This is a genomic window from Streptomyces seoulensis, assembly GCF_022846655.1.
In the GTDB taxonomy this organism is placed as follows: domain Bacteria; phylum Actinomycetota; class Actinomycetes; order Streptomycetales; family Streptomycetaceae; genus Streptomyces.
This window is the reverse complement of sequence record NZ_AP025667.1, coordinates 5,495,877-5,517,988: the sequence shown is the minus strand read 5'-3', so window position 1 is coordinate 5,517,988 and position 22,112 is coordinate 5,495,877. Positions and strand designations below refer to the sequence as shown.

Annotated in this window: 15 protein-coding genes; 11 read left to right on the top strand and 4 right to left on the bottom strand. The window is 73.8% G+C overall.

What is annotated here, in order from left to right; all coding sequences use genetic code 11:
* The first annotated feature begins 112 nt into the window (after positions 1 to 112).
* The 3 genes from HEK131_RS25180 to HEK131_RS25170 all read left to right on the top strand — a co-directional run bounded on the left by HEK131_RS25180 (position 113) and on the right by HEK131_RS25170 (position 1,968).
* Positions 113 to 1,078: a zinc-binding dehydrogenase gene (locus tag HEK131_RS25180; protein WP_217463129.1), complete on the top strand. Its 966-nt coding sequence runs from the start codon at positions 113 to 115 to the stop codon at positions 1,076 to 1,078.
* Positions 1,079 to 1,195: 117 nt separating this feature from the next.
* On the top strand, positions 1,196 to 1,405 hold the full coding sequence (locus HEK131_RS25175; RefSeq protein WP_030807538.1) for a helix-turn-helix domain-containing protein: 210 nt from the start codon (positions 1,196 to 1,198) through the stop codon (positions 1,403 to 1,405).
* Positions 1,405 to 1,968: a Clp protease N-terminal domain-containing protein gene (locus HEK131_RS25170; RefSeq protein ID WP_244337122.1), complete on the top strand. Its 564-nt coding sequence runs from the start codon at positions 1,405 to 1,407 to the stop codon at positions 1,966 to 1,968. Before HEK131_RS25175 ends, HEK131_RS25170 begins: the two co-directional genes overlap by 1 nt.
* Before the next feature lie 65 nt (positions 1,969 to 2,033).
* Here HEK131_RS25170 and HEK131_RS25165 read toward each other — a convergent pair whose 3' ends face one another.
* From HEK131_RS25165 to HEK131_RS25155, 3 genes are all read right to left on the bottom strand, one after another.
* A complete protein-coding gene (locus HEK131_RS25165) occupies positions 2,034 to 3,095 on the bottom strand; it encodes a PadR family transcriptional regulator (RefSeq protein ID WP_244337121.1) in 1,062 nt (353 codons plus the stop codon).
* A gap of 1 nt (position 3,096) precedes the next feature.
* Entirely contained in the window at positions 3,097 to 3,987 is an 891-nt protein-coding gene (locus tag HEK131_RS25160) for a DUF4097 family beta strand repeat-containing protein (RefSeq protein ID WP_217463132.1), read from the bottom strand.
* Positions 3,988 to 4,267: 280 nt separating this feature from the next.
* Positions 4,268 to 4,447: a DUF6104 family protein gene (locus tag HEK131_RS25155; protein WP_003992906.1), complete on the bottom strand. Its 180-nt coding sequence runs from the start codon at positions 4,445 to 4,447 to the stop codon at positions 4,268 to 4,270.
* 241 nt (positions 4,448 to 4,688) lie between these two features.
* On the opposite strand from HEK131_RS25155, the gene HEK131_RS25150 reads away from it, so the two are divergent.
* The 8 genes from HEK131_RS25150 (at position 4,689) to fxsT (ending at position 17,986) form a co-directional block, all read left to right on the top strand.
* A complete protein-coding gene (locus HEK131_RS25150; protein WP_244337120.1) occupies positions 4,689 to 5,237 on the top strand; it encodes a CU044_2847 family protein in 549 nt (182 codons plus the stop codon).
* Complete coding sequence (locus HEK131_RS25145; protein ID WP_244337119.1) at positions 5,234 to 7,378, top strand: trypsin-like peptidase domain-containing protein; 2,145 nt, start codon at positions 5,234 to 5,236, stop codon at positions 7,376 to 7,378. The genes HEK131_RS25150 and HEK131_RS25145 overlap by 4 nt, the downstream gene beginning before the upstream one ends.
* Before the next feature lie 109 nt (positions 7,379 to 7,487).
* Positions 7,488 to 8,528 (top strand): AAA family ATPase, encoded by a 1,041-nt coding sequence (locus tag HEK131_RS25140; protein WP_217463134.1) that lies wholly within the window; start codon positions 7,488 to 7,490, stop codon positions 8,526 to 8,528.
* Between the two features lie 7 nt (positions 8,529 to 8,535).
* Entirely contained in the window at positions 8,536 to 11,880 is a 3,345-nt protein-coding gene (locus HEK131_RS25135) for an SAV_2336 N-terminal domain-related protein (RefSeq protein WP_244337118.1), read from the top strand.
* A gap of 36 nt (positions 11,881 to 11,916) precedes the next feature.
* On the top strand, positions 11,917 to 12,102 hold the full coding sequence (gene fxsA / locus HEK131_RS25130) for an FxSxx-COOH cyclophane-containing RiPP peptide (protein ID WP_217463136.1): 186 nt from the start codon (positions 11,917 to 11,919) through the stop codon (positions 12,100 to 12,102).
* A 160-nt stretch (positions 12,103 to 12,262) separates the two neighbouring features.
* Positions 12,263 to 13,438 (top strand): FxsB family cyclophane-forming radical SAM/SPASM peptide maturase, encoded by a 1,176-nt coding sequence (locus tag HEK131_RS25125; RefSeq protein WP_244337117.1) that lies wholly within the window; start codon positions 12,263 to 12,265, stop codon positions 13,436 to 13,438.
* Complete coding sequence (locus HEK131_RS25120; RefSeq protein ID WP_244337116.1) at positions 13,435 to 14,838, top strand: aKG-HExxH-type peptide beta-hydroxylase; 1,404 nt, start codon at positions 13,435 to 13,437, stop codon at positions 14,836 to 14,838. The genes HEK131_RS25125 and HEK131_RS25120 overlap by 4 nt, the downstream gene beginning before the upstream one ends.
* A gap of 130 nt (positions 14,839 to 14,968) precedes the next feature.
* Entirely contained in the window at positions 14,969 to 17,986 is a 3,018-nt protein-coding gene (fxsT, locus tag HEK131_RS25115; RefSeq protein ID WP_244337115.1) for an FxSxx-COOH system tetratricopeptide repeat protein, read from the top strand.
* A 71-nt stretch (positions 17,987 to 18,057) separates the two neighbouring features.
* On the opposite strand, the gene HEK131_RS25110 is transcribed toward fxsT, so the two are convergent.
* The gene (locus HEK131_RS25110; protein WP_244337114.1) at positions 18,058 to 21,888 is read right to left on the bottom strand and encodes a multifunctional oxoglutarate decarboxylase/oxoglutarate dehydrogenase thiamine pyrophosphate-binding subunit/dihydrolipoyllysine-residue succinyltransferase subunit; all 3,831 of its coding nucleotides are present in this window, start codon (positions 21,886 to 21,888) and stop codon (positions 18,058 to 18,060) included.
* Positions 21,889 to 22,112 lie beyond the last annotated feature (224 nt).

Below are 22,112 nucleotides of genomic sequence, written 5' to 3'. Positions count from 1 at the left end.
CCGGCGGCCGGTGGGGCCTCGCCGCGCCGAACGGGTGCCCGGACGCAAGAGGGTGTGTGTCACACCGTCCGGCGGTTCCGCCCGGGGCGGGGCGGAACCTATCGTCGGCGGCATGTTCGCCGCCTATGCCGCCCGGATCGACCGCGATCAGCCGCTCTCCGGACTCGAGTTGGGGGAGCGCCCGGCTCCCGAGGCCCGGTCCGGCTGGAGCACCGTCGACGTCCGCGCCGCTTCCCTCAACCACCATGACCTCTGGTCCCTGCGGGGTGTCGGGCTCCCCGAGGAACGGCTGCCGATGATCCTCGGCTGCGACGCCGCCGGGATCGACGAGGACGGCAACGAGGTCGTCCTGCACTCCGTCATCGGCCAGAGCGGCCACGGGGTCGGCCCCCGTGAACCCCGCTCCATCCTCACCGAGCGCTACCAGGGCACCTTCGCCGAGCAGGTCTCCGTGCCCACCTGGAACGTGCTGCCCAAGCCGAAGGAGCTGTCCTTCGCCGAGGCCGCCTGTCTGCCCACCGCCTGGCTGACCGCGTACCGGATGCTGTTCACCAACGCGGGCGTGCGGCCCGGTGACTCGGTCCTGGTCCAGGGTGCCGGCGGGGGTGTCGCCACGGCCGCGATCGTGCTCGGCCGGGCGGCCGGCCTCAGGGTCTTCGCCACCAGCCGGGACGAGGCGAAGCGGAAGCGCGCGCTGGAACTGGGTGCCGTCGAGGCGGTGGAGCCGGGGGCGCGGCTGCCGCAGCGGGTGGACGCCGTCATCGAGACGGTGGGCGCCGCGACCTGGTCGCACTCCGTCAAGTCGCTGCGGCCCGGCGGCACCGTCGTGATCTCCGGTGCCACCAGCGGTGACCGGCCCTCGCATGCCGAGCTGACCCGGATCTTCTTCCTCGAACTGAAGGTCGTCGGCTCCACCATGGGCACGAAGGACGAGCTGGAGGACCTGCTCGCCTTCTGCGCCACGACCGGTGTGCGCCCCGTCATCGACGAGGTGCTGCCGCTGGACCGGGCCCGCGAGGGGTTCGAACGGCTGGAGTCCGGCGAGCAGTTCGGGAAGATCGTGCTCACCAACTCCTGAACTCCCCTCCAGGGAGGGCGGAGTGCGGAGGCGGGTCCGGGTGCCGGGCCCGCCTTTTCGTGGACCTTGTTGTCAACTTGGGATGACAGGGTGGGTGTGTCAACCTAAGTTGACATCATGACGGATGCAACGGATCTCGCCCAGCGGGCCGGTGACCGCGATCCGCGGGTCGGGCTGCGTGCCGTGGCCGCCCTGCGCAGGCTGCTGGAGCAACTGGAAGCGGTGCAGGTGCGCGGTGCGCGCAATCAGGGCTGGTCGTGGCAGGAGATCGCCGCCGAGCTGGGTGTCAGCAGGCAGGCCGTGCACAAGAAGTATGGGAGGCAGTGATGTTCGAACGCTTCACCAAGGACGCCCGTGACGTCGTCCGGGGCGCGGTCGAGTACGCCGAACGCGCGGGCGTACGGTCCATCGGCGCCGAACATCTGCTGCTCGCCCTCCTCGACCGGGAGGGCAGCCGGGCCTCCTTCGCGCTCGCCGCGCTCGGCCTCGCCGAAGGCAGGGAGTCCCTGCGGCAGGCGCTTGCCGAGGCGCGGCGCCGGGCGGGCCTGACCCGGGCGGACGCGGACGCCCTCGCCGGACTCGGGATCGACGTCACGGAGATCGTCTCCAGGGTCGAGGAGGCACACGGCGCCGGTGCGCTGTCCGGCGACCGCCGCGAAGCGGGCGGCCGGCCGGGCCGCCGGACCTTCGAACAGGACGCCAAGGACGTGCTGGAGGGTGCGCTGCGTGCCGCCGTGGGCCGCCGCGACCGGCGCATCGGCGACGAGCACCTCCTGCTCGCCCTGGCGGCACGGCCCGGAGTGTCCGCCGAGGTGCTCGCCGACCACGGAGTGACCCACGAGTCGCTGCGGCGGGTCCTGTACGGCGAGGGCACGGCACAGGCGGGCTGACGCCGGGCCCCGGGGTCGACCCCGGGCCCCGGGGAGCCTGGGCCGACCCCGGGGGCGCAGGCGCCTCAGACCTTGGGGCCGTCGAGTATCGCGCCGATGCGGGCCGCCGCAGCCGACAGATGGCGGCGGACCTCATGGAGCTGGTCCTCGGTGACGCCTCGGTCGCGGGCCGCGTCCCGGACGTCGTCCCGGAAGCGGTCCAGCAGACGGTCCAGGTCACGGGCCGGGTCGCCGGTGGGCGGCTCATGGGCCCAGGCCGGCTCGTACTCCATCGGGAAGTCCGGCGGGGTGGCGGAGTACTCCGGGGCGGGCGCATCGGCCTTGGCGCTGCCCGCACCGGGAGCGGCCGCACCGGAACCGGCCGCACCGGTCCGCCTGCCGTGCTCCTTGCCGAAGTCGCCGAACTCCCGCGCGAGTTCGGACAGGCCCTCGCGGACGCCCGTCGGCCAGTCGCCGCGGGTGAAGTGGTCCTGCACCCGCTCCTGGACCCGGTGCGCGAGGCGGCGCATCTCCTCCTGGGCCTGGGCGTTGGCCCGCGACTGCGCCTCCTGGGCCTGGCGCCGGGCCTGCTGGGCCTCCTCGCGGGCCCGGCGGCTCTCGTCCTTGGCGCGCCGGGCCTGTTCCTTCCACTCCTGCTTGACGCGGCGCATCTCCTCCTTGGCGGTCCGCCACGCCTCGGCGTCACCCTGACCGGCCGGCTCGCCGAAGATGCCCGCCCGGTCCCCGCCGTCCCTGCTGGTGCGGGTCCGGGAGGCCGCCGCGCGCACCTCGCGCCGCAGATCACCCGCGGCACCGCGCACATCGGCCTTGATCTCGGCGGCGAGTTCCGCCACCGACTCGCGGATCTCCAGCTCCAGGTCGGCCAGTTCACCACTGCGGTCGGCCAGCTCGGCGCGGCCCGCGTCGGTGATGGAGTACACCTTCCGGCCGCCCTCGGAGGTGTGGGTGACCAGGCCCTCGGTCTCCAGCTTGGCCAGACGCGGGTAGACCGTTCCGGCCGAGGGGGCGTACAGGCCCTGGAAGCGCTCTTCGAGGAGTCTGATCACCTCGTAGCCGTGGCGCGGGGCCTCGTCGAGCAGCTTGAGGAGGTACAGGCGGAGGCGGCCGTGGGCGAAGACGGGAGGCATGTCAGAGCACCTTCTTGTCGGTCGTGCCGTCCGCGGGGGAGGCGGAGGTGGGGCCGGGGGCGGTCTCCCAGGCGGTGTCGTCGTCCTCCTCGGCCGGGCGGCGCAGCAGGGCGATCGAGCCGGAGACCGTGGTGGCCCGGAGCTTGCCGGTGCCCGAGCCGAGGCGGCCGGTGATCTTGTGGGCGCCCCACTGGCCCTGCACGCGCAGGCCGTCGAAGGCGTTGGAGATGGAGCCGCTGGCGGTGTTCGCCTCCACGTCCGCGTCCGCCGGGTGCGGGAGCCGTATGGCGATCTCGCCGGAGACGCTGGTCAGGCGTACGTCGGTGGGGCCCTCCGGGTCCAGGTCGATGATCATGGAGCCGCTGACCGAGTCGGCGCGGACGGAGGGGCCCGTGCCCTCCACCACCGTCAGGTCGCCGGAGACCGACTTGAACCTCAGCTCGCCGCTGACGGCCTGCGCCTCCACATTGCCCGAGACGGTGTCCGCGCGGACCGGGCCGGAGACGCCGACGAGGGTGGTGTCGCCGGTGACGCCCTTGACCACGGAGGGGCCGCGCACCCCGGAGACGACCGCGGCGGCGCCGACCACCCCGACCTCCACGCGGGTGCCCGCGGGCACGGCGAGGGAGACGACGGCGCTGCGGCGCCAGCCCTCACGGTCCAGCCACTTCAGGAAGCCCTTCCACGGCAGGTCTTCGTACGCCACCGTCAGGGTGCCGTGCCGGTGCGTGACGATCAGGGGCGGGCCCTCGATGTCCGAGACCTCCAGGCGGGCGGAACTCTCCTCGGTGCCCACGACGTTCACCGTGCCGTTGACGACGCGGACGTTCAGCTCGCTCACCGGGGTGTCGAAGGTCAGCTTCTGGGGTTCGGCGACGGTCCACTCGGACACGGGTCCTCCTCGGGCGTGACGCGGACAAGAGGGCGGAGCGGGGCGATGCGCGGTGGGCGAGCATGCCGACCAGTCACGCCATATCGCGTCTCCTGTCAATCACGATATATCGTGCCTGTCGGAAGTCAAGACACCCTTTCGGGGGACGAAGGCCGTCGGCGGCGGACCGTGCGCGGGCATGGCTGTGCGGGCCCTGTCCCGGTGGGCGGGCCTGCGGGTGGAGGGGGCGAGGGCACCGGCGGCCGGTGCCCCCGGGGCATACCGCGAGCGGGGAGGCGGGTTACTCGTCGTCCTCGTCGTCCAGGCGGGCCAGCCAGGTGGCCAGGCGCTCCACCGGGACCTCGAAGTCGGGGTTCAGGTCGACGAACGTACGCAGTTGCTCGGCGAGCCACTCGAAGGTGACCTCTTCCTCGCCGCGCCGCTTCTCCAGTTCTTCGATGCCTCGGTCGGTGAAGTACATGGATGACGCTCCGTCGGTCGGTGCAGGGGTAGGTCCGGTCCCGGGCGGGAAGAACCCTCATTCGCGGACGTGACCGCGAGCGCGGAGGGCGCCGCCTGTCCCGGCCGGGAGCCGGGTGAGGACAGGAAAATCATAGGCAGCCGCCGGGCGTGCTGGGCAGCCGGTGCCGCGGGGGTGTTGCCACGGGTGCCGGGCGCGGCATGGGACGGGGGACGGGCGGGGGAGAGGACGGGGGAGTCCGATGGACGGGGAATCGACGCGGGTAGCGCGGATCGAGCTGCCGGACGGCACGCCGGTGTGGGCCCGGATCTCGGGGGCCGAGGAGCTGTCGTACACCGACACCGGCTTCCATGACCGGGTGGAGGCGAGCGTGGAGAGCCTGCACTCGCTGATCACCGGGGTCGCGCGGTCGTTGTCCGCCCCGCTCAGCGCGGTGCGGCCGGACGAGGTCAGCGTGGAGTTCGGCATCGAGCTGACCGCGAAGGCCGGCAAGGTGGTCGGCCTGCTCGCGGACGGCGAGGCCAAGGCGGCGCTGACGGTCACCCTGACGTGGAACGGCGGGCCGCCCGACACGAGTGGAGCGGCGAACGGCGGAGCGGGCACGGGACCCGCACCGGATGCGGACCCCGTACCAGGGGCCGGACCTGGGCCGGGCACGCCGGGACCGGGTACGCCGGGAACACCGGGACCGGGCACGCCGGGAACGGGCCCCTCACCCCTGCCCCCTCCCCACCCCTCCCCAACCCCCCGACCCGAAGCGTTGCTCGGCGTGTGGGGGCATCCGGGATGAGCGCGGGGTACGACGGGGGCGCACCGGGCGGGTCCGGTGCTGCGGAGCTTGCGCTGCGTGACCTCGTTCTGGCGGCGACCGTACGCATTCATCGCGCGGGGGCCGGGTATGCCCACGACGAGCCCGTCAGCTTCCTCGGCAGCGGCTTCTTCGTCGCGCCGAACTGGGTTCTGACCTGCGCACACGTGGTTCACGCCGGGGAGGGGGGCGAGGTCACCGTGGTGTACCGGACCAGCCCCTACGACGACCCGCGCGCGGTGCCCGGACGCGTGGCCGCGATGCTCCCGGAGCTCACCGGCCGCCCCGCGCCCGGCAACTGGCCGGCGCCGGACCTCGCCCTGGTCCGGCTGCGCGAGCCGGTCGGTCACACCTGCGTGTACGTCTCCGAGCGGCCCAACCCGCACTTCGGCGGGACCGGGGTGTTCTACGCGGGCTGGACCGCGCCCCGGGGCAGGCTGCAGATCCTGGACGGGCGGCTCACCGTGCAGGGGACCATCAGCGCCTGGTCGCCCGAGGAGCAGGTCCGGCTCGGGCGGAACGACCTGCCCTCCGGCGTCTCCGGCGGGCCCGTGGTCGACCTCGTACGCGGTGAGGTCGTCGGCGTGCTCAAGTCGCGCGCGGACCACGGGGGCGGTGGCACCTCGATCGGTGTGGAGCGCCTGCGCACGCTGCGGCTCCCCGCCGACGGCAACGACGTCTACCAGTCCGTCTTCCACGCCCACGACCGCTACCACCGCGACCGCCAGCAGGCCGCCGACTCGTCCGACCCCACCTGGGCCGACATCCAGGGCGAACTCGGCGCCCGCCCCGGCCGCACCCTCGGCCCGCACCAGCGCAGCGAACTGCTCGGACTGCTCGCCGACCTGCCCCCGCCCGTCAGCACCCGCGCCCTGCTGGACGTGCTCCGCTCGCTGCCCGACTTCCGCGTACCGTCCCTCGTGCCCGCTCCGCGCGGCTGGCGCGACGGGCTCGGACTGCTCTACGAACACGCCCGCCAGGACGGCGCCCTGAAGCTGGTGCTCGACTACGCGATGGGCGTGCTGTCCGCCGAGCGCCCGCCCGCTCCCAGCGCGCTCGCCGCCGAGCGGGCCCTGTGGGACTGGGTGCGGCACACGGCGGCCGGGCTGGACAGCGGTTACCGGCACGCCCTCGCCCAGCGGCGCGCGGAACTGCTCGGCCGTGCCCAGGCGGCGCACCGGCGGTCCGCGTGCGGCACGAGCGGCGGGGCCGGCACGGACACCGCGGTACTGGAGCCGGTCCGGCCCCTGCTGGCCGGACACCCCGAACCCTCCGTGCTGCTGGTGGTGCTGCGCCGGGGCTGGGAGCCGGACCACTGCGACTGGTCGGTCTCGGTGGGCGGCGGCCCCGACCAGGAGCCGACCCGGCTGTACGAGGGGGAACGCGCCCCGCTGGACGGCCTCGCCGACCACGTGGCCGCACCCCTGGCCGAGGCGTTCCGGCACTGCGACGAGCCCGGACGGCGCGCCACCCTGTACGTGGCCCTGCCCCATCTGCACCTGGGCCTGCCCGTGGACGACTGGCGGCTCGCCCCCGACGGCGCCCCCCTCGGCGCCGAACGGCCGGTGCTGGTCCGCTGCTCGGATCGCGACCAGCTCCCCGACGAGGAACCGTCCACCCGGCGGAGCGGGGCCGCGCCCTGGGAGACGGAGGGCGCCGAGGACCCGGACGCCGAACGCAGGGACCGCTGGCGCCGGCTGCATCTGCGGGAGGCGCAGGCCGAGGTGCTGGACTGCGACGACGGCGTGCGCAGACCCGTACCGGAGGCGGCGGCGCTGCGCGGGCTCGCGCCGTACACCGTGCCGGTGCTGTGCCGGCCCGGCGACCCGCGCTCCGCCGACGACCCCGCCGCGCTCGGCCGGGTGCTGCGGGCCGGGTTCGGGGTGGTGCTGTGGCACCGCCGGCGGCGGCCGGACGCGGTGTGCGGGGAGTTCCACCGGGGCGTGAAGACGGTCGTGGACGACGGCGACGGCGCGCTGTTCCTGCCCGGCGCGGTGCACGCGCTGCGCGGACAGGTCGGCGCCGAGGACACCGAGTCCTACTGGGCCCACGGACTGGCGATCCTCTACGACGATCCGCACCGCCCCCTGCCCGGCACCGGAGACCTGCTGGAGGCTCCGTGATCCGGGGCACCGGTTCGTCCCTGATCCCCTTACCAGGCGTCCGGCGGGTCGATACCGTGAGGGACGTCCCACGGCTGCCCCCGGCGACGAGTGACGACGAGGACCGGACATGACGGAATCCAGCGAGTGGCTCATCTACCGAGGCGCCGGGGAACCCCACGACGGGATGAGCCGGCTGCCCCCGCCCCCGCCCTGGCGCGACTTCTCCGGCCGCGGCGCGGACACCGCCCACGACCCGGGCGAGGACGGCGACGGCTCCCGCGACCGCAGGCTCGGCGCGCACCGGCACCTGGCCGAGCTGCACCGGCCCGGCGCCGAGGAACTGGAGATGATCAACGCGGCGCTGTATCTGCGCCGCCCGCTCCTCGTCACCGGCAGCCCCGGCGCGGGCAAGAGCACGCTCGCGCACTCGGTGGCGTACGAGCTCGGGCTCGGGGAGGTGCTGCGCTGGTCCATCGTCAGCCGCTCGGCCCTGCAGGACGGCCTCTACCACTACGACGCGATCGCCCGCCTCCAGGACGTGCAGATCGCGGCGCAGGGCGGGTACGGCAGCGCGGCCGGGAGCCCCGGTTCCGTCGAGGCCGTCGGCGGCTACATCCGGCTCGGCCCGCTCGGCACCGCCCTGCTGCCCTCGGACACCCCGCGCGTGCTGCTCATCGACGAGCTCGACAAGAGCGACATCGACCTGCCCAACGACCTGCTGAACGTGCTGGAGGAGGGCGAGTTCGAGATACCGGAGCTGCGGCGCCTGGCCGACCGGCTGCCCGACGGCGAGGCCGAGGTGCTCACCGCCGACGGCACCAAGGTGCGGGTGCGCGACGGCCGGGTGCGCTGCACCTCCTTCCCCTTCGTGGTCCTCACCAGCAACGGCGAACGGGACTTCCCGGCCCCGCTGATGCGCCGCTGCATCCACCTGGAGCTGGGCCGGCCCGACCACAACCGGCTCGCCACCTTCGTCCGCGCCCACCTGGGCGACGAGGCCGCGCGGGCCGGGGACGACCTGATCGCCCGCTTCCTGGAGCGCTCGCGCAGCGAACTCCTCGCCACCGACCAGTTGCTGAACGCCATCCACCTCACCGACGCGGCCGCCCCGCCCAGCCGTGAGCGCCTCGCCGACCTGCTCATCCAGCGACTCGACCGCCCGAGGTGAGGAGCCGATGCCCGACGCACCGGCACGACACGGTCCCGACACCCCCGACCCGCTCGCGGAACTCGTCCTGCACCTGAGGGGTGTCGGCCTGGAGCCGGACGTGGAGGGGCTGAGCGACGCCCTGTGGCTGGCCCGGTGGACGCAACCGCCGCGGTCGGCCGAGGCGACCGGTGCCGAGGCGACCGGTGCCGAGGCGGCCTCCACGCCCCGACTCGCCACACCCGCGCCCGTATCCCCGCCGACGCCCCGGCTCCCCTCCCCGCGAAGGGAACCCGAGCTGCCGGCCGCCGGTCCCGACCGGAGCGTCCCGCTCTACCCGGCGCCCCGCGGCGCCCACCCCCGCGCCCGGACCACCGCGCGGCTCACCGCACTCCCGGTCGGCGTACCCGCCGCCCCCGCGCTGCCCTCCGCACTCGAACTCCAGCGCGCTTTGCGTCCGTTGCAGGGGTACCGCAGCGCCGCGCCCCCGCTGCGCCGCGAGCTGGACGAGACGGCGACCGCCGAACTCAGCGCCCAGGCGGGCGGGTTGATCCTGCCCGTGTACCGCGAGGTGCGCCGCGGGGACACCCGGCTGCAACTGGTGCTGGACGCCGCGCCCTCGATGCGGGTCTGGGACCGGCTCTTCGACGAACTCCAACAGGTGTTCGCCCAGTTGGGCGCCTTCGGGGACATCCGGATCGCCCACCTGCACACCGGCCCCGACGGCGAGGCGACGGTCAGCGCCAGTGCCGACCCGCACGGGGCGCCCCAGCACACCGTCGACCGGCTCAGCGACCCCACCGGGCGCCGCATCACCCTCCTGGTCAGCGACTGCGCGGGCCCGCTGTGGCGCTCCGGGCGCGCGCACCGGCTGCTGCACCGGCTGTCCCGGCTCGCCCCCGTCGCCGTGCTCCAGCCGCTCCCGCAGCGACTGTGGAGCCGCACCCGGCTGCCGGTCACCCACGGCGAACTCACCCGGGGCGACACCCCCGGCGGCACCGCGCTGCGCGTGCGCACCCCGGACGGCGCACCCCTCGTGCCGCCGCCGGGCGTGCTGCCCGTACCGGTGCTGCCGCCCGAACCCGTGGCGCTCGGCGCGTGGGCGCGGCTGCTGGCCGGGGCCGGTGCCGGTCCGGTGCCCGGCGCGGTGGGCTGGGTGCGCGGCGACCAGCCGCCCGCGCCGCGAACGCCCGGCGGGCGCAGGCCGACCCCGGTGGAGCGGGTCAGCCGGTTCCGCTCCACGGCCTCACCGGCCGCCGGCCGCCTCGCCGTCTACCTCGCCGCCGCCCCGCTCTGCCTGCCGGTGATGCGGCTGGTGCAGCGCACCATGCTGCCCGGCTCCGGCCCCGCCGAACTCGCCGAGGTACTGCTCGGCGGCCTCGTCCGCAGAGCGGGGGAGGACCACGGTCCGGACGCGGGCCAGTGGTACGAGATGGAGCCGGAGGTGCGGGAGGCGCTGCTGTCCACGCTCGGCCGGGACGAGGCACTGCTCGTCCTCAAGCACTGCTCCGAGTACATCGAGCGGCGCTTCGGCAAGGGCGGCGCCAACTTCCCGGCCCTCGCCCTCGCCCAGCTCGGCGGCCCCGCCCTGCCGGTGCGCGGCCAGGAGGCGGGACCCGGTGCCGGCCTGTACGGCGCCTATCCCGGAGACGGTGACAACGGCGACGCCACCCTCGTGCCCCAGCCCTTCGCCGAGGTCGCCGCGCGGGTGCTGGAGCGCTTCATGCCGCTGCCGGAGCAGTTCCGGCTCTACGGCACCCGCCCCGGCACCGCCGCCGGACCCCGGCCCGCGCATCCGGCGGTGGTCCGGGCCCGCACGCTGCTCGCCCGGTTCGACGCCGACGGCATGGTGCAGGACGTGATCGACGCCGTACAACTGCTCCGCGGTGCCACGGAGAACGAGCGGCCCGCCGGGGCCGACCCCGGACTGTGGGCCGAGTACGCGCACGCCACGCTGCGGCTGTGGGAGGTGCAGGGCGGCTCCGCGCTGCTGGCCGAGGCGGAGGCCGCCGCCGAGCGCGCCGTGGCCCATCCGCACGCCCAGCGGGAGCGGGCGGCACTGGCCCGGGTGCTGCGCGCGGCCGCCACCGACCGCAGACGGCACGGCGACCGGCCCGCCGCGCTCGACCTGCTGCGCCGTGCCGACCGGGAGTACGCCGTCGCCTGCGCCGCCCCCGAACTGGACCCCGGCCAGGCGCTGCGGCTGACGCTGGAGCGGGTCGGCGCGCTGGAGGCGCAGTGGCGGCTCGGCGGGGACAGCGCGCTGCTCCAGGGCGCGGTCGGCATGCTGGAGGCGTTCGCCGACATCTGGCCGGACCGCGCGGACCGTCCGCCCGACCTCCCGCTCGCCCACGGCAGGCTCCTGCTGCGCCTGGCCGACGCCACCAGCGACCCGGAACAGGCACGTGGGCACGCCGCGCAGGCGGCCGCCTCGCTGCGCGACGCGCTGGCGGCCGGGCTCTCGCGGGGCACGGCGGACGACGACGCGGCACGCGAACTGGTCCGGGTGCGGCTCGACCTGGTCGACGCCCTGCTCCGCTCCGGCGGCGACCTGGCCGAGGCCCGAGAACGCGTCGACGCCGCGCTCGCCGTCACCACGGGACGCGCCCTGCGCGCCCGACTCCACGTGAGGGCGGGCCGGATCGGGGTCGCCCGGTACGCCGAGACGGGTGAGCCGCGCGAACTCCGGGACGCGGCCGAGGCGTTCGCGCGCGCGGCCGCCGACACCTCCAGGGAGGCGGCCGGTTACCCCGACGTGCTCGCCGAGTGGGGCGAGGTGCTGCTGCGCCGGGCGGACGCCGAGAGCGGCGAGCGGGCCTGGGAGGCGCTGGCCCAGGCGATCCGGGTGCTGCGGGACTGCCGCCGCGAGACCCACACCGGCAGCCCGCACACCGCGCACCGCCTGCTGATGCTGGGCCGCGCCCTGATCCGGCGCTACCGGCTGCGCGGCGACCGGGTGGACCTGCGCGAGGCGGAGCACCTCTTCGGGCTCGCGGCGGCCGAGGCGGACGACCCGCTGCTGGCCGCGCGCTGCTCGCTGGAACTGGGCCAGGCGCAGTACGAGGCGTACCGGAGCCTGGCCCGGCCGACCCGGCTGGACGACGCCGTGGACGCCTTCCGGGCGGCGGCCGAGTCGGCGCGGGAGGCCGGGGCCGCGGCCGAGTCGGACCGCGCCCGCCGGATCGCCGACGAACTGTGCGCGCAGGCGCACCACTGGCGGGGTATGTCCTATGAGGCGGCGTCCCGGCCGCGCGCGGCCCGCGAGGCGTACCGCGCGGCCCGCGCCGCGTGGGCGCGCCTGCCCGAGGACAGCCTCGGTACGGGCGCCCCGACGGCGGAGGACACCGCCGACCGGCTGGCCGGACTCGGCTGACCGGCACCGCACCGAGGCACACCACGGGAGGCAGCGATGACGAGCGCGGGCGACGAGAGAGCCGTACCGGAGCACGGCGAGCCGCTGCCGGACCTGCTCACGCTGGACCTGGAGGAACTGCGCACCATGGACCACCCCGTCCTGCGCGAGGTCCTGGAGACCCTCACCGAACGGGCCCGGCGCCCCGCCGAGATGCTCTGGGGCTTCAACAACTGCCTCTAGGGCCCGTTCCGGAAGGCCCCGGATACTGGTCATTTCACGGCGGAAACCGGCAAGTTCCGTCACCTGGCGTTTCGGTCCGGGCATCGGCCGGGCATTGCCCGCACACACGGGCGAACGAGCCGCGCCCGCATCACGCCGCGCGGGGTACGGGGGTGCAGTGATGTCCGGGACGACCGCCGCCCCGGCGCGGGCCAGACCGCGCCCCTTCCGCCAGTTCATCGTCAAGGCGCACGGCCGCTGCAACCTCGCCTGCCGCTACTGCTACCTGTACGAGGGCCCCGACCACACCTGGCGCTCCCGCCCAGCCGCCGCCCCCGCCGAGGTGCTGGACCGCACCGCCGACCGGATCGCCCGGCACGCCCGCGACCACGCCCTGACCGCGCTCTCCCTCGTCCTGCACGGCGGCGAACCCCTGCTGGCCGGAGTCGGCACCCTGGCCGGCTTCACCGACTCCGTGCGTGCCCGCGTGCCCGAGGGCTGCGCCGTCCACGCCACCGTCCAGACCAACGCCACCCTGCTCACCCACGACCGGGTGGCCCTCCTCGCCCGGCACGGCATCCGCATCGGCATCAGCCTCGACGGCGGCGGCCCCGCGCTCAACGCCCGCCGCGTGGACCACGCCGGACGCCCCTCCTGGCCCGCCGCCGCGCGCGGCGCCCGCCTGGTCGCCGACCGCTTCCCCGAGGCGTACGCGGGCGTGCTCACCGTCGTCGACCCCACCACCGACCCCGTCGAGACGTACGAGTCGCTGCTCGCGCTCCGCCCGCCCGCGCTCGACCTGCTGCTGCCGCACGGCAACTGGACCTCCCCGCCCCCGCACTGGGGCGAGGAGCGGTACGCCGACTGGCTGTGCCGGGTCTTCGACCGCTGGTGGTCGGCCGGGCGCCGCGAGACGCGGGTGCGGCTCTTCGAGGAGTGCGTGGCCCTGCTGCTCGGCCTGCCCGCCGCCACCGAGTCGCTCGGGCTCGCCCCCTTCGACGCCGTCGTCATCGAGACCGACGGCTCCATCGAACAGGTCGACTCGCTGAAGTCGGCGTACGAAGGCGCCGCCGAGACCGGGCTCGACGTCTTCCGGCACGACTTCGACCAGGCCCTCGACCACCCCGGCGTCGCCGCCCGGCAGGCCGGACTCGCCGGGCTGGCCGGGAGCTGCCGGGCCTGCCCGCTGGTCGCGGTCTGCGGGGGCGGCCACTACGCCCACCGGTACCGCGCCGGAGACGGCTTCCGGAACCCGTCGGTGTACTGCGCCGACCTCCAGCGCTTCATCCGCCACGTGGCCGCACGGCTCACCCCGAACCGCGCGCGCCCGGCCACCGACGAAGGGGGCACCCCGTGACGGCTCCGCTGGAGCGCGCCCTCGCCGAACTCAGCCGCACCGAGGGCGGACCCGACACCCTCGCCCTCCTCGTCCGCGACCAGGACACCCGGCGCATGCTCCTGCTGCGCGCCGTCCTCGACGCCGCCGAGGCGGCAGGCCCCGCCGACTGCCCGCCCGCCGCCAAGCGGCGGCTGCGCGAGGACTGGGCCCTGCTGGTGGCGGCCGACCGCACCGCCGAGGGACCCCGCTCGCCCGCCCGGGCCCGGCTCACCCACCCCCTCACCGGCCCCTGGGCCAGACGCTGTCTGACCGCGCTGACCGCCCGCGACCACCCCCACACCGCTGAACTCCAGCTCGACCTGGCCTACTTCAGCGCCGTGGCGGTTGCCGCCGCCGCCCGCGCGGGCCTGCCCTTCACCACCGAGGTCACCGCCCGCGACGGCGTGCTCTGCCTGCCCTCCCTCGGCGCCCTGCGCACCGCACGGGCCGGCGGCGCCGAGATCGGGATACGGCACAAGAACGGCCGCCTGACCCTGCGCCAGCGCGGCGCCTCCGACGTCCACGTCCGGCTGGAGCAGGGCATCGGCGCCTGGTCCGGCGCCCCCGCCTGGACCCCGGCCCACGCCCTGCCCGGCCTGCTGCCCGGCGCCGCCCCCGTACCGCTGGACGACCTCGACCCGTACCGCACCCCGCCCCGGAACTCCGGCCGCCTCGCGTTCAGCGGGCCCACCGGGCCCGACCACGCCGAACGCAAACGCTGGCTGCAGGCATGGACGGGCACGGCGCAGGCCCTGCGTACCGGCGGCGAACAGCGGCTCACCGAGACCGTCACCCTGCTGCGCTGCCTCGTCCCGCTCGCTGCCCCGCCCGGCTCCGACGGCCGGGGCAGCTCCAGCGGCACCCGCCGCGAGGCGTTCGGCGCGCTGCTCAGCACCACCCCCGCCACCCCGACCGCCTTCGCCGCGACCCTCGTCCACGAGATGCAGCACACCAAACTCGCCGCGCTCAGCGAGCTGGTCGAACTGCACCGGGCCGGCCCCGAGGCCCGCTACTTCGCCCCCTGGCGCCCCGACCCCCGCCCCTACGACGGCCTGCTGCACGGTACCTACGCCCATCTCGCGCTGGCCGACCACTTCCAGCGCACCGCCCTCGCCGAACCCGCCCGGCGCGAGGCCGCCTGGGCCGAACACGCCCGCTACCACGCCCAGGTCGCCGCCGCCCTGCCCGCGCTCGTCGCCTCACCCGACCTCACCCCGGTCGGACGGCGGTTCGTCGACGGCATGGCCGCCGCCCACGAACGGCTCTCCGCCCGCCCCGCACCACGGGGGCACACGGCGCGCGCGCAGGCGTACGTCCAGGCGGTGCGCACCCTCTGGGCACAGCGACAGCCCCCCACGCCGCCGATCCCGAACCGCTGAAATGCCGACCTGGCAGCCCCGGCTGCGCGAAGATCGGCGCACCGAGGCGTCCGTTTCCGGCGGTCTTTCGGACTCCCCAGAGCCGCGCCGAGGTTCTAGGATTTCCTGTCTACGTGCTGGAGGCCGCCGCATGTCTGAAGCTCGTACACCGGCCGGGTCGACGGTGACGAACGGGAACGGAGCCGCGAGGCAGACCGTCACGATCAGCTTCGCCGGGTTCAACCGGGCCTGGGCGGCATGGATCGGGGACCGGCTGGAGCGGCGCGGCCTCAGAGTCGTCTACCTGCGCTGGGACGCCCCGCCGGACCAGTCGCTCACCGACCTGCTGCGTGACCTCACCCTCGCCGAGGGCCGCACCCTGATCGTGGTCAGCGAGTGGTACTTCCAGCTAGGCCCGCGCCGCCACGACGAGTGGAACGCGGCCCTGCGCGAAGTGGTCGGCGCCGATCCCGGCCGGTTCGCGGCCGTCTCCGTCACCACCGCCTCCCTGCCCTCCGCCGTCGCCGCCCTCGCCCCCGTCGACCTCACCAACATGGGCGCGGAGGAGGCCGAACGCCGCCTGCTGGACCGTCTCGACCTGCCCTACGACGGCCCACGGGCCGACGACCCGGCCCACCCCGCCCCCCGCTTCCCCGCCGCCATGCCCGACGTGTGGGGCGGCGTACCGCGCCGCAACACCCGCTTCACCGGCCGCGAGCCCCTGCTCAACGACGCCTACCACCTGCTCCAGGGCAGCGAGCCCGGCGCGGGCGTCCTCACCCTGCACGGCATGTCCGGGGTCGGCAAGACCCAGCTCGCCGCCGAGTACGTCTACCGCTTCGGCTCCGAGTACGACGTGGTCTGGTGGGTCAACGCCGAGAAGCGCGTCAGCTACCGCCGCCTCCTCGCCGAACTCGCGCCCAAACTCGGCCTGTCCACCGGCGCCGAGTACGGCGAGCGGCTGCGCGCCGTCCGGGACTCCCTGCGCCGGGGCACCCCCTACTCCCGCTGGCTGCTCGTCCTGGACGGCGCCGACGAACCCGACCAGATCTGGGACCTCGTCCCCACCGGCCCCGGCCACGTGCTCATCACCTCCCGCAACCCCGAGTGGGGCGAGCACAACAGCAGACTCCTCGAAGTCCCCGTCTACGACCGCGACGAGTCGGTCGCCTTCATCCGCCGCCGCGCGCCCCGGCTCACCGAGGCCGACGCCGACCAGCTCGCCCAGGCCCTGGAGGACCTGCCGCTGCTGCTCGACCAGACCGCGGGCTGGCTCAACGACTCCGACCTGTCGGTGGAGGAGTACATCGCCCTGCTGGACGGCGGGATCGACCAGGACGTGGTCAAGGTGTCGGCGGACTTCCCGCTCGCCTTCCAGACCGCCTGGTCGATACTGCTGAACAAGCTCCGCGAGACCGTCCCCGAGTCCGTCGACCTGCTCCGGCTCTGCACCTTCTTCGCCCCCGGCTTCATCCCGGTCAGGCTGCTGAAGGAGATGAACCACGACGACCTGCCCGAACAGCTCGCCGGGCTGCTGGACGACCCGCTGCTGTGGAACAAGGCCGTCAACCAGTTGCGCCAGTACTCCGTCGTACGGCTGGAGTCGCACGAGGCCATGCTGGACGAGGTGGTCGCCTCCGGTGAGTCCGTCTATCTGCACCGGATGGTCCACCAGATCGTGCACAAGGACATGCCCGAGGCCGACCGGAGCGAGTTCATCGAGGTGGTCCGCCGCGCCCTCGCCGAGGCCGACCCCGGCCGCCCCACCGACACCCGCAACTGGGACGCGTACGCCGAGATCGTCCCGCACCTCAAGTACGCCGACGTGCTGCGCAGCAAGGACCGCAAGGTGCAGGGGCTCGTCCTCAACTGCCTGCGCTACATGCTCTTCGCCGGGGAGTACACCGCCGGCGTCAACCTCGGCGCCCGCGCCCTGCGCACCTGGCGCGCACTGCTCGGCGAGTCCCACCCCCGCGTGTGGGAGCTCACCTACCACTACGCCAACCTGCTGCGCTCGGCCGGCCGCTTCACGGAGACCGAGGCCATCGACCGGGCCGCCCGCGAGCAACTGCGCGCCGAACGCGGCGAACACGACCTCGACCATCTGCGGATGGCCGGGGGACTCGCCGCCGACCTGCGCGAACTCGGGCAGTACGACGACGCCCTGGAACTCGACGAATGGCTCTACCCCACCTACCGCGAGCTCTTCGGCGAACACGACTCCCGCACCCTCAACGCCCAGAACAACCTCGGCTTCACCCTCCGCCTCCTCGGCCGCTACGAGCAGGCCCGCGGCATCGACACCCGCACCCTGGAGGCCCGCCGCCAACTGCTCAAGGGCCGCCACCCCTGGACCCTGTTCTCCGAGGTCTCCTACGCGATCGACCTGCGCCTGCTGGGCCGCTACACCGAGGCCGAGTCCATCCAGACCAAGAACGTCCGCGAGTACCGCATCGTCATGGGCCCGGACAACCAGAACACCCTGCGCGCCGAGCACAACCTCGCCCTGTGCAAGCTGCGCGGCGGCGACCGGGCGGCGGCCGGCCGGCTGCTCACCCGCGTCCTGGAGGGGCTGGAGCGCAAGCTCGGCGACACCCACACGCACACCCTGGCCGTCGCCGTCAGCCAGAGCTGCTTCGCCCGCGAACACGGCGACATCGACCAGGCCCGCGAGGCGAGCGAATCCGTCCTCGCCCGCTACGAACTGCTGCTGCCCGAGGGCCACCCCTTCATCATCGGTGCCCGCGCCAACCACGCGCTGGTGCTGCGCAGCGTCGGCGAACGGGACCACGCCCACGTGCTGATCGAGCAGAGCCTCGCCGACATGTCCGCCGCGCGCGGCGAGACCCACCCCTACGCGCTGGGCTGCGCCGTCAACGCCGCCGCGCTGCGCAACCTCGTCGGGGACACCGAGTCCGCCGCCGACCTCAGCCAGATCACCATCATGCGCGCCACCGAGACCCTCGGCCGCACCCACCCCCTCACCCTCACCGCCCGGGTCGCCTACGCGGCCGACCTGCGGGCCCTGCGCGACCGCCAGCAGGCGGAGAAGGTCGAGCAGGAGGCCCTGGCCGACCTCGCCGCCACCCTCGGCCCCCAGCACATCCACACCATCTCCGCCCACTCCCGCAACCGCCCCTACTGGGACTTCGAACCGCAGGCGAGCTGAACACGGAAAAGGCCCGGCCCCCGGATCAGATCCGGGGGCCGGGCCCTCGTGCACCACTCAGCGAGCGGAGGTCACGCCTCGAAGACCTCGTTCACGAGCTGCTCCTGCTCCGCCTGGTGGCGCTTCGCGGAGCCCACCGCCGGGGACGAGCCGTGCGCGCGCGAGATGCGGCGCAGACGCTCGCCCGCCGGGACGTCGGCACCGACGGCCAGGTCCAGGTGGTCGATCAGGTTGAGCGCGATGAACGGCCACGCACCCTGGTTCGCCGGCTCCTCCTGGACCCACAGGTACTTCTCGGCGTTCGGGTACTTGTTGACCTCGGCCTGCAGCTCCTCGCCGGGCAGCGGGTACAGCCGCTCGATGCGGATGATCGCCGTGTCCGTGGCGCCGCGCTTCTGCCGGCCGGCCTCCAGGTCGTAGTAGACCTTGCCGGAGCAGAAGACGACCTTGCGGACGGCGGCCGGGTCGACCGAGTCGTCGCCGATGACCGGGCGGAACTCGCCGGAGGTGAACTCCTCCGCCTTCGAGGCCGCCGCCTTCAGACGCAGCATCGACTTCGGGGTGAAGACGATCAGCGGCTTGTGGTCCGGGTTGTGGACCTGCCAGCGCAGCAGGTGGAAGTAGTTCGCCGGCGAGGTCGGCATGGCGACCGTCATGTTGTTCTGAGCGCAGAGCTGCAGGAACCGCTCCGGGCGGGCCGAGGAGTGGTCCGGGCCCTGGCCCTCGTAGCCGTGCGGCAGGAGCAGGACCACACCGGAGGTCTGGTTCCACTTCTGCTCGGCCGAGGAGATGAACTCGTCCACGACCGTCTGCGCGCCGTTGACGAAGTCGCCGAACTGCGCCTCCCACATCACCAGCGCGTCGGGGCGGGCCAGCGAGTAGCCGTACTCGAAGCCCATCGCCGCGTACTCGGAGAGCAGGGAGTTGTAGACGTTCAGCCGCGCCTGGTCCTCGGAGAGGTACTGCAGCGGGGTGTACTCCTCGCCGGTCTCCCGGTCGATGAGCACCGCGTGGCGCTGGCCGAAGGTGCCGCGCTGGGAGTCCTGGCCCGCGAGGCGGACCGGGGTGCCCTCCAGCAGCAGCGAGCCGACGGCCAGGGTCTCGCCCATGCCCCAGTCGATCGTGCCGTCCTCCACCATCGCCGCACGGCGCTGGAGCTGCGGCTGCAGCCGCGGGTGGACGGTGATGTTGTCCGGGACGTTGACCTGCGACTCGGCGATCCGCTTGACGACCTCCGCGGAGATCGCGGTCGGGACCGCGGCCGGGAAACCGTCCTTGGGCGGCTGGGACTCGCCCTGCGCCGGCTGCGAGGTGGCCTCGCGGACCTCGGTGAAGACCTTCTCGAGCTGGCCCTGGTAGTCCTGGAGCGCCTGCTCGGCCTCCTCCAGCGTGATGTCACCACGGCCGATCAGGGACTCGGTGTACAGCTTGCGCACCGAGCGCTTCTTGTCGATCAGGTCGTACATCAGCGGCTGGGTGAAGGCCGGGTTGTCCGACTCGTTGTGCCCACGGCGGCGGTAGCAGATGAGGTCGATCACCACGTCCTTGTTGAACGCCTGACGGAACTCGAAGGCGAGCCGCGCGACGCGGACCACGGCCTCCGGGTCGTCGCCGTTCACGTGGAAGATCGGGGCCTCGATCATGCGGGCCACGTCGGTGGCGTACATCGAGGAGCGCGAGGACTCCGGGGCGGCGGTGAAGCCGACCTGGTTGTTGATGACGATGTGGACCGTGCCGCCGGTGCGGTAGCCGCGCAGCTGCGACATGTTCAGGGTCTCGGCCACCACGCCCTGGCCCGCGAAGGCCGCGTCGCCGTGGATCGCCACCGGCAGCACGGTGAAGTCCGTGCCGCCCTTGTTGATGATGTCCTGCTTGGCGCGGGCGACGCCCTCCAGGACCGGGTCGACCGCCTCCAGGTGCGAGGGGTTGGCGACCAGCGAGACCGCGATCTGCTCGCCGTCGAGACCGGTGAAGGTGCCCTCGGCGCCCAGGTGGTACTTCACGTCACCGGAGCCGTGCATCGACTTCGGGTCGAGGTTGCCCTCGAACTCCCGGAAGATCTGCGCGTACGACTTGCCGACGATGTTGGCGAGGATGTTCAGCCGGCCGCGGTGGGCCATGCCGATGATGACCTCGTCCAGGCGCGACTCGGCCGCCGAGTCGATGACGGCGTCCAGCAGCGGGATGACGGACTCGCCGCCCTCCAGGGAGAACCGCTTCTGGCCGACGTACTTGGTCTGCAGGAACGTCTCGAACGCCTCGGCGGCGTTCAGGCGGCGCAGGATGCGCAGCTGCTCCTCGCGCTCCGGCTTGGAGTGCGGGCGCTCGACGCGGTCCTGGATCCACTTGCGCTGCTTGGGGTCCTGGATGTGCATGAACTCGATGCCGGTGGTGCGGCAGTACGAGTCGCGCAGCACGCCCAGGATGTCGCGCAGCTTCATCATCGACTTGCCGGCGAAGCCGCCGACGGCGAACTCGCGCTCCAGGTCCCACAGGGTGAGCCCGTGCTCGGTGATGTCCAGGTCGGGGTGCTTGCGCTGCTGGTACTCCAGCGGGTCGGTGTCGGCCATGACGTGGCCGCGGACCCGGTAGGAGTGGATCAGCTCGAAGACACGGGCGGCCTTGGTGACGTCGTCGTCGTGGGACGCGTCGATGTCCTTGAGCCAGCGGACCGGCTCGTAGGGGATGCGCAGCGCCTCGAAGATGTCGTCGTAGAAACCGTTCTCGCCGAGGAGAAGGTTGGCGACCTGGCGCAGGAACTCGCCGGAGGCGGCGCCCTGGATGACCCGGTGGTCGTAGGTCGACGTGAGCGTCATGACCTTGGAGACGCCGAGCTTGTTCAGGGTGTCCTGGCTGGTGCCCTGGAACTCCGCCGGGTAGTCCATGGAGCCGACGCCCATGATCACCGACTGGCCGGGCATCAGGCGCGGCACGGAGTGCACGGTGCCGAGGCCACCGGGGTTGGTCAGGGAGACCGTGACACCGGTGAAGTCGTCCATCGTGAGCTTGCCCTCGCGGGCGCGGCGGACGATGTCCTCGTAGGCCTGCCAGAACTCGAAGAAGTTCAGCGTCTCGGCCTTCTTGATGGCCGCGACGACGAGCTGGCGGTCGCCGTTGGGCTTCACCAGGTCGATGGCCAGACCGAGGTTCACGTGCGGCGGCTTGACCAGGGTCGGCTTGCCGTCCTTCTCGCCGAACGAGTAGTTCATCGGCGGCATGGCCTTGATGGCCTGCACCATGGCGAACCCGATGAGGTGCGTGAAGGAGATCTTCCCGCCCCGGGCGCGCTTGAGGTGGTTGTTGATGACGATGCGGTTGTCGAACAGCAGCTTCACCGGGACGGCGCGGACCGACGTGGCGGTCGGCAGCTCCAGCGAGGCGTTCATGTTCTTGACGACCGCGGCGGCCGGACCGCGCAGCGCGACCAGCTCCGGACCCTCGGGGGCCTCGGCGGCGGGCGCGGCGGCGGCCTTCGGCTTCGCCGGCGCCTGCGCGGGCTTGGCCGGGGCCGGAGCCGGAGCCTGGGCGGCCGGAGCCGCCTTCGCCGCGGGTGCCTGGGCCGGGGCCTGGGCGGGTGCGGCGGCGGGCTTGGCGGCCGGTGCCTGGGCCGGGGCCTGCGGCTGCGCCTGGGCGGGCGCGGCCTGGGCCGGGGGAGCGGTGGTGGGGGTGGTGCCCGCGGCCCCCGCGGCCGCGGTACCCGCCGGAGCCGAGGCGGCGGGCGCCCCCGGCTTGTAGTCGGCGAAGAAGTCCCACCAGGCACGGTCTACCGAATTCGGGTCCTGGAGGTACTGCTGATAGATCTCATCGACGAGCCACTCGTTCGGGCCGAACGCCGCGGCGGGGTTCTTCCCGGCTTGGTCGTCGGTCGAGACGTTCGAGTTACTGGGGGACTGTGGCGACACGGCGGCAACCGCCCTCTTCCGCTTCACAAGGTGATGGACAGCGGGAATAAAGGCTACGCCTCCCTGAGCGGGAAGGTCAGGTCGGGCCCGTTCATCGTCGTGTAAGTCACATCTGGAACCGTGTTTCGGGCCGTGAAATGGCGGGAAACAAGCGGGGTTCCGCATGTCGGCGAGGGGATGAGGGTGCGGCGGAGCGGGGCCAGGAGCGTCATCGCTCGGCGCTT